This window comes from Microcystis sp. 49638_E5 (assembly GCF_021300285.1).
GTDB classification, from domain to species: Bacteria; Cyanobacteriota; Cyanobacteriia; order Cyanobacteriales; family Microcystaceae; genus Microcystis; species Microcystis aeruginosa_C.
In genome coordinates, this window is record NZ_JAJTDH010000039.1 from 23247 (window position 1) to 36389 (window position 13143).

Sequence of the window (13143 nt, forward strand, 5' to 3'; positions counted from 1 at the left end):
CATGAATTACACAGCAGCTAACACAGCCAATTCCCCGCTTTTTTTGAGTGAAATTAGTTCCTTAACTCTCAAGAATAGTTGTTTAAATTGTTTTAAGCTTAATTATCAACTTACTAGGGAAATAGGTAATCGTTTTGGTTGGCAATTCAGTCGGAAGTTTCCCAATGTGGTGGTTGTTTTTGAAGATAATTGTTTTTGGGTATTAGCTAAAGATGAAAAATCTCTTCCCTCTCCACAACAGTGGAAAGAAGCTTTATCAGATATTCAAGAGGTTTTACGAGAAGATATTGGCGATCACTATTATTCTATTCATTGGCTAAAAGACTTTCAGATAACAGCTTTAGTCACAGCACAATTAGCAGTTAGAATTCTGAAAATATTTGGTAAATTTTCCTATCCAATAGTTTTTCCTAAAGATAGTGAGATAAGTGAAAACCAAGTACAGGTAAGGAGAGAAGTTAACTTTTGGGCAGAAATCATCAATGACACCGATCCGGCCATTTGTTTAACTATTGAAAGTAGTATTGTCTATAGTGGAGATTTAGAACAGTTTTATGAAAATCATCCCTATAGACAAGATGCTGTTAAATTATTAGTAGGGTTAAAGGTTAAAACTATAGAAACTAATGGGACAGCTAAAATTATTAAAATAGCGGGTACAATTGGGGAAAAAAGAGAGTATCTATTAACAAAAGCCACAGGTTCAATTAGTCGAAGAAAATTAGAAGAAGCTCATCTGGCGCAACCAGTGGTGGCGGTACAATTTGGCAAAAATCCCCAGGAGTATATTTATCCATTGGCAGCTTTAAAACCCTGTATGACAGATAAGGATGAGAGTTTATTTCAAGTCAATTACGGAGACTTATTAAAGAAAACAAAAATCTTCTATGCTGAACGACAAAAACTATTAAAGTTGTATAAACAGGAAGCACAAAAGACTTTAAATAACTTTGGTTTTCAGTTAAGAGAAAGAAGTATTAACAGCAGGGAAAATCCCGACTTCTTTTGGACTCCTCCCATTTCTCTTGAGCAAACTCCCATCTTATTTGGTAAGGGAGAAAGGGGAGAAAAAAGAGAAACTCTCAAAGGATTATCAAAGGGTGGTGTATATAAACGTCATCGAGAATATGTCGATCCTGCTCGTAAAATTCGTTTAGCTATTCTCAAACCAGATAGTTTTAAAGTGGGAGATTTTAGAGAACAATTAGAAAAGCGATTAAAACTTTATAAATTTGAGACTATTTTGCCACCAGAGAATCAAATAAATTTCTCTGTCGAAGGTGTAGGATCTGAAAAAAGAGCTAGACTGGAAGAAGCAGTTGATCAATTAATTGGAGGAGAAATTCCTGTAGATATTGCTTTAGTATTTCTTCCTCAAGAGGATCGCAATGCGGATAATACTGAAGAAGGGAGTTTATATTCCTGGATTAAAAAAAAGTTTCTGGATCGTGGAGTTATAACTCAAATGATTTATGAAAAGACTTTAAATAATAAGAGCAACTATAATAATATTCTCCATCAAGTTGTCCCAGGGATCCTAGCCAAATTAGGAAATTTACCCTATGTCCTTGCTGAACCTCTAGAAATTGCCGATTATTTTATTGGTTTAGATGTGGGAAGGATGCCTAAAAAAAATCTTCCGGGGAGTCTCAATGTTTGTGCAAGTGTGCGACTATATGGCAAACAGGGAGAATTTGTTCGCTGTCGGGTAGAAGATAGTTTAACCGAGGGAGAAGAAATTCCTCAACGGATTCTGGAAAATTGTTTACCGCAAGCTGAACTAAAAAATCAGACAGTTCTCATTTACAGAGATGGTAAATTTCAAGGAAAGGAGGTTGAAAATTTACTGGCAAGAGCGAGAGCAATTAATGCTAAATTTATTCTCGTAGAATGTTATAAGACTGGCAGTCCTAGACTTTATAATTTTGAGCAAAAACAGATAAATGCTCCCTCCAAAGGATTAGCTTTAGCTTTATCAAATCGGGAAGTTATCCTGATAACGTCCCACGTTTCTGAACAAATAGGTGTTCCTCGTCCCTTGCGCTTAAAAGTTAATGAATTAGGAGAACAAGTAAATTTAAAACAGTTAGTTGACACTACGTTAAAATTAACTTTACTTCACTATGGTTCTCTCAAAGAACCCCGTTTACCTATCCCTTTGTATGGAGCGGATGCTATTGCTTATCGACGCTTACAAGGAATTTATCCTAGTTTATTAGAAGATGATTGTCAATTCTGGCTTTAGAGAGAAAAATTATGTAAGTAGTCGTGCAAAATAAATTTCCTAGTGAAGATAGGCACAAGGCAAAAGCTTTATTTTGCTTAGGTACTTAGTAATTCCCATAGCAATCTACACCATCTAAGTAGGTGGGTGGAATTAAATATAAAATGAACGTAGGTTGGGTTGAAGCATGAAACCCAACGCCCGCATGGGTTACGCTACCGCTAACCCATCCTACAAATAATTGTGCCTATAGTTGACTGACGGCAGAAAATTGAGTGTTCAAAGAAGGACTTACACCGAGAAAATTGATGTTGACAAGCCGAAAATTTATCTCTAGGTTAAATTACACAACTTGTTTTTCTGGGGGAGCAAGCTTTAGATTTTTTTCTTATTTCTTTGAGCGAAAAATGTCTATCATCAAAGGCGATATTATCCCGCCAATTTATGATACCAGCGATCGGTCAAAATCATCCCCAATCTGGTAATTATGCCCCCCTAGATAGCCATCTTTGGGCCGATGCCACCTATCCCCTCGGGGCCCATTATCGGGGCGATAGTGTCACCTTTGCCGTCTATTCTAAAAATGCCAGTCAGATTCTTCTGGAAATCTACGATCGCCCGACGGGAGAAAACGCTAAGTATGATTACTGGTTGACAAAAAACCCAAATGATGATATATGGCGGGCAAAAATCGCCGGTATTGCCCAGGGCAGTTACTACGCTTTTCGCTGTTGGGGTCCCAATTGGCAATTTGATCAAAAATGGCAAAAAGGCCACAGTAACGCTGGTTTTCGGGCAGATGTGGACGATTTCGGCCATCGTTTTAACCCCAATAAAGTCCTCTTCGATCCCTACGCGCGAGAACTTTCCCACGACCTTGAAACCCTGGCCATGATCGCGGCCGGAGAAAATGCTGGAATCTATGCCACGGGAGAAGGGAACTACAAAGGAGTGATCCGGCGGCAATACGATACGGGTAAATGGTCGCCCAAAGGCATTGTGATCGCGCCAGATGGGACTTCTACCGGTACTCGTCCCCGTCTGGGTGCCGAAAAAGCGATCATTTATGAGGCCCATGTGCGCGGTTTAAGCAATCACCCCTCTGCTAGTCGTTTAGAAGATATTCTCAAGGGAATTAGGGGTTTTGAGGAAGTGGCTAACGTTCCTGACCAGTACAGGGGAACTTATGCGGGAGCCGGCTATATGGCCAAATACCTAAAAGCGCTGGGATTTACCACGATCGAACTCTTACCAGTCCAGGAAACCGCTAACGATAATAACCCCGACGATCGCCCCGGCGGTAACTATTGGGGTTACATGACCTTTGGTTATTTCGCCCCCGATCGCCGTTATGCTTATGATCGCTCCCCCGGGGGACCGACCAGAGAATTTAAGGCCATGGTCAAAGCTTTCCACGACCAAGGTATGGAAGTTTATCTCGATGTGGTCTATAATCACACCGGAGAAGGGGGCAATTGGGGCAGCAACGATGTCACCGGATTTGTTAGTTTTGGTGGTTTTGATGTGGTGGAATACTATCAACTCACCGATGAACATTATCTAGTCGATGGAGCGACAGGCTGCGGAAATCAATTAAACTTTTCCCATATTGTCACCTGTAATCTGGTTCTTGATTCCCTCACCTATTGGTTAGAAACCATGGGAGTTGATGGTTTTCGTTTTGATCTGGCCCCCGTCCTCGGCCGAACTCCTTCTAGTCATCAACGAGAAGATCGGGGCAAACAAAAACAATTCTTCCCTAAACATACTTTGTTAGAAAAGATCGAGCAATTAGGCAAGAAATACGATGCCGAAATGATCGCCGAAGCTTGGGATAGCTGGGGTTACGAAGTGGGGAATTTCCCGACGGGTTGGGGCGAGTGGAATGGCCGTTATCGCGATGCAATTCGGCGTTTTTTAAAGGGAGATGGTAATACTTTTAAATTCATCGAACAGGTGAACGGAGATTATTGCAATTTTAACGACCAAGGCGGACCACAAAAATCGATCGATTTTATTGTTGCCCACGATGGTTTTACCCTGATGGATTTGGTCAGTTATAACCATAAAAATAACCTCACTCCCTGGCCCTTTGGCCCTTCCGATGGCGGCAATAATAATAACGATTCTTGGGATTCTGGGGGTGATCATGCCCTACGTCGCCAAAGATTACGCAACTTTTGGACGATTCAATTTTTGTCTCGCGGTGTTCCCATGACTGTCTGGGGCGATGAATTTGGCCGCAGCCAAAATGGTAATAATAATCCCTACAATATTGATAGTGTGGCCACTTGGAATAATTATGATATGATCGCCACCCGTTCACCCCATCTACTGCCCACGGGTTATCGGGAAGCTTATCACAATAATTTTGGCACGGGAACTAATCAAGAAGAACGCAATCCTTTATTTATTTTTGCCGCTTATATTGCTCACTTAAGAAACAATCATATAGCACTAAAACAGCGCCGCTATGGCGATATGGTTCTCGATGCAGGCAATGATGTCACCTATTTATTTAAAAAACCCGATGGGGTTAGCGATTTAACTGCCGATGATCGCTGTATTTGGTTTTTAATTGATGGTAGTGCCGTCGGCGATCACGATTTTTTGGTGTTAATTAATATGTATTATCTGCCAGTGGATTTTCGTCTTCCCCCGTCATCGAATAATTATCGTTGGCTAAGAATTATTGACACGGCAGCTTGGGCAGAAACCGATTATAATTGTTGGTCTGTGGATCAAGGGACAGTAATTGCCGATAACTATAAAGTCAATGGTTTTTCGATCGTGGTTTGCGAGGAGATTAACTGAACTACCCACAGCGATATCGGGGGTAATTTGGGGACAGATAGGGCAGCCCGCTAATATTGAGATCGAGAGCGATTCTTAGCCGATTTCTGCTATATTTTTGGCAATAGGGAAATATTGACCCCGGCTGCATCTTATGTTTTATAACCCGCACTTAGCCCAAAATTACCGTTAAATGTCTAAAACTAAAAGTACTGTTATTATCCTAACCATAATTTGTATTATCGCCACGGCGATGGGAGTTTATCTAATCGGTGGTATCGACTCCCAACAATTACAGATCTCGTTAAAACAAATGGGAATTATAGCCCCCATTTTGTATATTATTCTCTATACGATTGGGACAATTTTAATCCTGCCTTCTACCCCCTTAAACCTCAGTGGTGGGGCGATCTTTGGGGTAGTTATGGGAACAGTTTGGACAACGATCGCCGCTTTGGTGGCCGCTATAGTTGCCTTTGCTTTTACCCGTACTATCGGCCGGGAATATACCGCCAAAAAATTTCAGGGAAAATGGCAAGCGATCGATGCAGAAATGCAGCAAGGCGGCCTATTTTATATGTTTGCTATCCGTCTATTACCGATTATTCCCTACGGTATCGTTAACTTTGTTGCGGGATTAACTTCTATCCGTTTTCGCGATTATTTCATCGGTACTTTATTAGGCACTGTCCCCGGAATTTTACCCTTTGTTATGATGGGTGCGGGCTTGAAATCTTTAGGAAAAGGCGATATATTGCCCCTGATGGTGGCTTTTACCCTTATTGCTCTGTTAGTAGGTGTGGGAACTTGGTATCGTCGTCGTCGGCAATTTCCCTTTCAGTGATCAGTTATCAGTTATCAGTTATCAGATTGGAGTTTTAAGTAGATAGTGTTAAGTGAAAACTTTGGCACTTTATTTTCACTGATCACCGGTTACTGGTTACTGTTCACCGATCACTGATCACTGATTCAAGCCTGACAACGATAAAATTAAGTTAGATTAGGAATATCCCGACTGAATCCTCATTGCTAAGGAGATAGCGTATCGATGCCTGCCGCAGATTATAAAGATTATTATGCCGTTCTGGGAGTAGGTAAAACTGCCAGCACTGAAGAAATTAAAAAAGCTTTTCGTAAATTAGCCGTCAAATATCATCCCGATCGCAATCCTAACGATAAAAGCGCCGAAGAACGTTTTAAAGAAATTAGTGAAGCTTACGAAGTCCTCTCCGATAGCGAAAAACGCCAAAAATACGATCAATTTGGACAATATTGGCAACAGGCCGGGCGATCAAATTGGCCGGGTGGTAATCCGGGGGTTGACTTCGGTTCGGCCGGTTTTGACTTTAGCCAGTACAACACCTTTGATGATTTTATCAATGAACTGCTCGGTCGCATGGGGCGCTCCGGCGGTACTCGCCCCAGTTCCCATTCCTACGGTACTCCGAGGGGAGGATTTGGCGATTTTAGCAATTTTAACGACTTTGCCGGCGCTCGTACTCCACCGCAATCCGTCACTTCTGGTGTCTCCACCGCTAAACTACGTCTGAGTTTTGGGGAAGCTTTACGAGGAGTACAAAAACGGGTTAATTTAGCCGGAGAAATGATCGATATCAAAATCCCCCCAGGAACTAAAACCGGTAATCGTCTCCGGGTACGGGGTAAAGGACTAATCGATCCCTTGAGTAAACAACGGGGAGATCTATTTCTCGATGTGGAATTAGAATCCCATCCTTTCTTTACTTTTGAAGGCGATAATTTGACCTGTGAAGTCCCGATTACCCCCGATGAGGCGGTTTTAGGCACAGCAATCGAAGTTCCTACCCCCGATGGCATGGTGACGATAAAAGTTCCCGCCGGTATTCGTTCCGGTCAATCCCTGCGCTTACGCGGCAAAGGTTGGATCGACAATAAAGGACAACGCGGCGATCAATTAGTCAAAATTGTCATCGATACTCCCAAAGAATTAACGGCGATCGAACGGGAATTATACGAGAAAATTAAATCTCAGCGTACCACCGATCCCCGTCGTCATCTCAGACAGGTGCAAATTTAAGTCCCTAGCTAGGGTTTGCCAAAACAGTTTTTCTTGGTCCTGTTTACTGTCTCTGGGGTTTATAAGTGGTTAGGTGTTAAAAATGGGTGCATCTCAATATTTCTGATTTTCTCTCACCTATAGGTGAGCAGCAGAAGTTGTTCAAAGAGGGCGAATGCAATTCGCCCCTACAATAATATTATTGCGCCAATGGTAGGGGCGCACTGCGTGCGCCCAAAATGTCATCTAGATATTTCGACCAAATTGAGATGCACCTGTTAAAAATCGTCAGTTCCCCCCCTTATCAAGGGGGGATTAAGGGGGGATCGGCACCCCCCTTATCAAGGGGGGATTAAGGGGGGATCGGCACCCCCCTTATCAAGGGGGGATTAAGGGGGGATCGGCACCCTTAGAAAAACGAGCGATCGCTTTCATAATAAAATTTAAGTAACGACGATGAAACTTTTTATTAATTAAATTTAACGAACCCACATCGTAAAGACAGTCGATGATAATTCTAAAAGTCGTTTCCTCTCTTTGGAATAAACTATCTATTAACAATAGCACTTCCTGAATCCGTTGCTGTTTAAGCTGTTCCTCTTCGGAAACAGCCGAGAGAATCTGCTGCTGCTTAGATAATTTACTATCCGATGGGGTTAACATGATATGGTAAGGAAAAAATTAACTTGTTTTGATTTTATCCCTATTTGCCGATTTTGCAAGACCAACCCCCCCATCTATCCCCATTTTTACGATAACACGGATCTTTCCTCTCCCATGCCGTCTTGACTGTGATTGCTGTGATTGTGTCATGGACTGTGATTGATTAAGAAAAATAGGGCAGAATAAAATTATGAAAGCTAAAATGAGGGCTGAATCATGAATGCTCCCTTAACCACAAGTTTACTTTAGCAGTACGGGAATTTACCACTGAAGCAATCTCTAAAATCCCTATATTGTGGCAAAAAATCAAAACCCAATAATATAATAAACTCAACCCTCATCACCCCTATTTTATCTATGGACCCTCTTACAGGAGCAGCGATCGCAGTTGGTTCGATTATTGCCACTAAAGCGCTAGAGAAAACTGGTGAAAAAGTGGGAGAGAAAGTTTGGCAACAAACAGGTAAGTTTATTGAAAATATGGAAAAATTTTACTGTCATTCAGCAACGCCGCATTTTTTGCTGAGTTGGTGGATAAGCTGTTATGCGTCTAAATTTGATATTTGTTTTGACCTGTTCCCTGTTCCCTTATCTTAACTAGAACTTTAAATGCGAACTAGCTTACTGCTGATCAAGAGGAAAATTAGCAATTTTAAGCAAAGCTAGAAGAAATTAAAGTAATAGCAGTTTAGAATTAATAAATACCATCTATTCAACTTTTGATTGCTAAATTTTGGCTCTTCCGGTTTCTGTGTGGAAACGAGATCTATACTGATAGTTTCTTCTGCAGCTCGACCGAGCTTCGCCGAACGTCAAAATAGTCTTAAAAGTCTTGTCCGGTAAACATTTTGCGATTCCATAAGCAAAAATTATCACACAAAGTCGAGAAGAGTCATTTATCCACATAACCCACCTCCCGTTCTGTGTTATCATTATACCATGCTCACACAGAACCTAGAAGAGCCAATTTTTATGGAAAACTTCTCTCTCACTCGTTTTCAAGCAGCCACTTCTCTCAAAGAAATCCATTTAACCTTATCTCCCTCCCCCCTGACAACCCAGAGAGAAATTGATGCTTTTTATCGACAGGAAATGAATGAGGTTAGAGGTGGGGATAAAATCAAACGTCTCAAACTAGGATTAGAACGAGCCTTAGAAGCTAAAGACTCTTATAAAGCTTGTTTAATGGGACATCCAGGGGTAGGTAAATCAACAGAATTAACCCGCTTAATTAATGATGCTGAGATTGACAATAAATTTCGTGCTATTCGATTTAGTATTCTAAGTGATCTTGATCCTCTTAATTTTAATCCCCTTGATGTTGTTTTGTTGATGGTAATTGAAATTGTCGAACAAACGGTTGCAATTGCTCAAAGACCAAGGGAAGAAAATTTACAAAATCTCTTGAATTGGTTTAATCAAGAAGAAATTACCCGTAAAGAAACTAGAGAAAGCAAAGTTACAATAGAAGCAGGAGGAGGTATTAAAGGGGATTCTCTTTGGTCGCAAATGTTAGGACTTTTTGCTTCTCTTAAGGGTGAATTACGCTTTGCTTCAACCAGAGAAAAAAAAGTAGTAGAATATCGCATTCGTCGATTTAATGATTTAATTTTCGTTGCCAATCAACTCCTTGATGATTGTAATCAAAAATTGCAAGAAAAAGAAAAACGTCAATGGTTAATAATCGGTGAAGATTTTGATAAAGCAGGTATTCCAACGGAAAGAATTACAGATTTATTTATTAAATACTCTAATATTTTTAAAGACTTAAATATTCATCTTATTTTTAATTTACCAATTGCATTGTATAATTCATCTCCAGCGATTCGTCTAGCTTTTCTCCCTGAAAATAGTCTGATCATTCCAGATACGGCTGTTTTTCATCAACAACAAAATCACTCTCCCAATCAACAAGGACGAAGTGCTGTGAGAAAAGTATTAGAAGTACGAGTTAATTCTGACTTATTTGAGCAGGGACAGATAGAACGTATTATTGTAGCTTCTGGAGGCAATATTAGGGATATTTTTTATTTAGTAAATTATGCCTCAGATACGGCAATTCTAGATAATAAAAAAACGATTGATGCCGATGCTGTTAACATTGCTATTAGCAATTTAAGAACAGAATACGAACGCCGTTTAGGGGATAGTAATTTTGACATTGATCACGTTAGTTATGACGATAAAGCTGCACTTTTAAAGCGAATTTACGACGGGGATAAAAAAGCACAAATTCCTAATGAAATATTATATGCTTTACTAAATGATCGGGCGATTCAAGAACTAGATAAAGGTAACGGTGAACGGTGTTTTGGGGTGCATCCTTTGGTCGTAGATATTTTAAATTCTCAAAATATTATTCCTTTTTCTTCTCAAGGAGGTGTTCCTGGTGGTACATCAAGCAAATAAATCTGAATTAATTCCGGGAAGTATTGCCGATACTATAGCACGGTTGTTATTGTGGAGTCAAAGGTGTTCCAGAAGTTTAGCACGGGTCGAATTTTCTTCGGAGTTTTCCCGTCAAAAAGTAATTAGAGAATTGCGGAATCAATTTAAAGAAAAAGAAATCCCTTTTCATGAAATTAAATTGCCTCTTTTGGAAAACCCTTCTGTTGTGTTTAATTTTCTTTTTAAAGAATTAGAAAATATAGCATCAGGTGTGGTTTCTATTAGTGGGTTTGAAACAGCCTTCGTCAAAGAAATTCCCTTGGTGGAAGCTTTACGGGTAATTAATTTTAATCGAGAGAATTTAGCCCAATTTAATCTAAGACAAATCTGGTGGATGTCTCGTCCATTTCATAGTACAGCAATTCGAGTTATGCCCGATTTAAACTCTTGGTTTTCGTTGCGGTTGTTCCTCACAGAAGATACTCTTAATATTTTCAACGTATTTTCGGGTCATGGTTTTTATGGTAACGGTGACAATGTAGTTGGTGATAAAATCAATGTTTTATCTAATCATAATTTACCGAATCGTGGGAGTAGGGAATTTATTGGTAGAGAAAGGGAATCACAACAAATTCATGACTTTTTAAATGAAGATAATCAATATACAATGATTGCTTTAAGTGGGATGGGGGGAGTTGGAAAAACAGAATTAGCGTTACAGTATGCTTGGAGAGAGTGGGATAATAAAACTTTTTTAGGGGGAATATGTTGGTTAAATGCCCTCAATAATGACCCAGGGATTCAGATTGTTGACTTTGCGAGTCAATATCTTAAGTTAATGCTACCAGATCAAGGCACATTGACGGAACGAGTCCGCTACTGTTGGCAACATTGGATAGAAGGAGATGTATTGATAATCTTTGATGATGTACGAGATTATGAACAAATTCAGCCTTACTTACCACCAAAACAAGATAAACGCTTTAAGGTATTAATTACAACTCGCTTTCACTATTTATCACAAGCAATACATACAATAAACCTAGGCCTGTTAACAGCAGAAGAGGGATTAAAATTATTAGAAATTTATCTAGGAAATGAACGCATTGATGCCGAGTTAGAACAAGCTAAAGAACTTTGTCAGGATTTAGGTTATTTACCTTTGGGGTTAGAATTGGTGGCAAGGCTGCTAAAACAGCGACAGGATTGGAAAATTAGCAAAATACGGCAGAAATTAGCCGAAAAAGGCTTAGATGAGCCAATCTTAGCCAAAAATACCAAGTTTGATACAGAAATGACTGGGGAAAGAGGGGTGAAAGCTGCCTTTAATCTCAGTTGGGAGGAGTTGAACAGCGAACCAGAAGCCCAAATTTTGGCACTTTACCTCAGTTTATTCGCTCTTGCGCCCTTTCCCAAGGGGATGATTCTGGATTTATTTCCCGATGAGGATGGGGATACAGTGGAGGAATGGTTAACCGATCCAGAATCCGACTCTGAAAAAAGTTGAAGAATTTACACCTTTCATTCCCCATCTGCAAGCATCTGTCAAGGAATATTCAGAATATATTGCTGATGAGGATTTATTTTGGTCCTATACAGGTTTAGCTCGTTATTATGAAGGACAAGGATTGTATGCTGCTGCAGAACCCTACTATCAAGATTGTTTAACCGCAACTCGAACCCACTTAGGAGAAAATCATCCCGATGTGGCAGCTTCCCTCAACAATTTAGCAGGATTGTACGAATTCCAAGGCAGGTACAAAGAAGCGGAACCTCTCCATCTAGAAGCATTAGATTTGCATAAACGACTCTTAGGAGAAAATCATCCCGATGTGGCAACTTCCCTCAACAATTTAGCAGGATTGTACGAATTCCAAGGCAGGTACACAGAAGCGGAACCTCTCTATCTAGAAGCTTTAGATTTGAGAAAACGACTCTTAGGAGAAAATCATCCCGATGTGGCAACTTCCCTCAACAATTTAGCAGGATTGTACAAATACCAAGGCAGATACACAGAAGCGGAACCTCTCTATCTACAAGCATTAGATTTGAAAAAACGACTCTTAGGAGACAATCATCCCTCTGTGGCAACTTCCCTCAACAATTTAGCAGGATTGTACGATTCCCAAGGCAGGTACAAAGAAGCGGAACCTCTCCATCTAGAAGCATTAGATTTGCATAAACGACTCTTAGGAGAAAATCATCCCAATGTGGCAACTTCCCTCAACAATTTAGCAGGATTGTACGAATTCCAAGGCAGGTACAAAGAAGCGGAACCTCTCTATCTAGAAGCTTTAGATTTGAGAAAACGACTCTTAGGAGAAAATCATCCCGATGTGGCAACTTCCCTCAACAATTTAGCAGGATTGTACGAATCCCAAGGCAGGTACACAGAAGCGGAACCTCTCTATCTAGAAGCATTAGATTTGTATAAACGACTCTTGGGAGACAATCATCCCGATGTGGCAACTTCCCTCAACAATTTAGCAGGATTGTACTATTCCCAAGGCAGGTACACAGAAGCGGAACCTCTCTATCTAGAAGCTTTAGATTTGTTAAAACGACTCTTAGGAGACAATCATCCTAATACAAAAACCTGTCGTAATAATTTACAAAGGCTGCGACAACAGCAAAAACCTACTTCTTTAACTTGGTGGCAGTGGATTATAGTTATTCCTATAGTTATTCTATGGATGCCGTTTTATTTGCTATGGATGCTCACTCGGTGGCTAGTGCGTCGCTTTATTAGGTAAAGAGTCTAAACTATGATTGATGCGATTATGGGATAGACTATAATTGATCATTGATAAAGACTTGCCAAATACAACACAATCATAGCATTCACTCAATCATTCAAATCACAGCTTAGACTTATTATAGGAATCTTCCAGACTCTGTGCGATAAGCTTAACCTACAACAGAATCCATCTTTGTGTCCTTTGTGCCTTTGTGGTTCCTTCCATTCCCTCGCCAGCAGGACTGTATCTTAGAATACATTTTACCCACCAAATCCAAGAGAGCCTTGAATGAACCAATCATA

Annotated in this window: 6 protein-coding genes and 2 pseudogenes; 7 read left to right on the forward strand and 1 reads right to left on the reverse strand. The window is 40.2% G+C overall.

Annotated elements, in window-relative coordinates; all coding sequences use genetic code 11:
• The first annotated feature begins 1 nt into the window (after position 1).
• The 4 genes from LW728_RS12690 to LW728_RS12705 all read left to right on the forward strand — a co-directional run bounded on the left by LW728_RS12690 (position 2) and on the right by LW728_RS12705 (position 7073).
• Positions 2-2245, forward strand: coding sequence for a Piwi domain-containing protein (locus LW728_RS12690; RefSeq protein ID WP_287766863.1), 2244 nt, complete (start codon positions 2-4; stop codon positions 2243-2245).
• 423 nt (positions 2246-2668) lie between these two features.
• The gene (locus tag LW728_RS12695) at positions 2669-5038 is read left to right on the forward strand and encodes a glycogen debranching protein (RefSeq protein WP_287766864.1); all 2370 of its coding nucleotides are present in this window, start codon (positions 2669-2671) and stop codon (positions 5036-5038) included.
• 172 nt (positions 5039-5210) lie between these two features.
• Entirely contained in the window at positions 5211-5861 is a 651-nt protein-coding gene (locus tag LW728_RS12700; protein WP_287766866.1) for a TVP38/TMEM64 family protein, read from the forward strand.
• Between the two features lie 204 nt (positions 5862-6065).
• A complete protein-coding gene (locus LW728_RS12705; RefSeq protein ID WP_287766868.1) occupies positions 6066-7073 on the forward strand; it encodes a DnaJ C-terminal domain-containing protein in 1008 nt (335 codons plus the stop codon).
• A gap of 387 nt (positions 7074-7460) precedes the next feature.
• Here LW728_RS12705 and LW728_RS12710 read toward each other — a convergent pair.
• Positions 7461-7715 (reverse strand): annotated as a pseudogene (locus LW728_RS12710) (hypothetical protein); the annotation flags it as partial.
• Between the two features lie 357 nt (positions 7716-8072).
• Between LW728_RS12710 and LW728_RS12715 the strand changes: the two are divergent.
• From LW728_RS12715 to LW728_RS12725, 3 genes and pseudogenes are all read left to right on the forward strand, one after another.
• Positions 8073-8312, forward strand: a complete 240-nt coding sequence (locus tag LW728_RS12715) for a hypothetical protein (protein WP_069475261.1) — start codon at positions 8073-8075, stop codon at positions 8310-8312.
• A 375-nt stretch (positions 8313-8687) separates the two neighbouring features.
• Complete coding sequence (locus LW728_RS12720) at positions 8688-10124, forward strand: hypothetical protein (protein WP_287766872.1); 1437 nt, start codon at positions 8688-8690, stop codon at positions 10122-10124.
• Positions 10096-12856: pseudogene (locus tag LW728_RS12725) on the forward strand (tetratricopeptide repeat protein). Before LW728_RS12720 ends, LW728_RS12725 begins: the two are co-directional and overlap by 29 nt.
• Positions 12857-13143 lie beyond the last annotated feature (287 nt).

Bases quoted from the DNA above. Each gene is read 5' to 3' on its own strand.
- LW728_RS12690 (WP_287766863.1), top strand. From the start codon at position 2: ATGAATTACACAGCAGCTAACACAGCCAATTCCCCGCTTTTTTTGAGT.
- LW728_RS12720 (WP_287766872.1), top strand. From the start codon at position 8,688: ATGGAAAACTTCTCTCTCACTCGTTTTCAAGCAGCCACTTCTCTCAAA.
- LW728_RS12700 (WP_287766866.1), top strand. From the start codon at position 5,211: ATGTCTAAAACTAAAAGTACTGTTATTATCCTAACCATAATTTGTATT.
- LW728_RS12715 (WP_069475261.1), top strand. From the start codon at position 8,073: ATGGACCCTCTTACAGGAGCAGCGATCGCAGTTGGTTCGATTATTGCC.
- LW728_RS12705 (WP_287766868.1), top strand. From the start codon at position 6,066: ATGCCTGCCGCAGATTATAAAGATTATTATGCCGTTCTGGGAGTAGGT.
- LW728_RS12695 (WP_287766864.1), top strand. From the start codon at position 2,669: ATGATACCAGCGATCGGTCAAAATCATCCCCAATCTGGTAATTATGCC.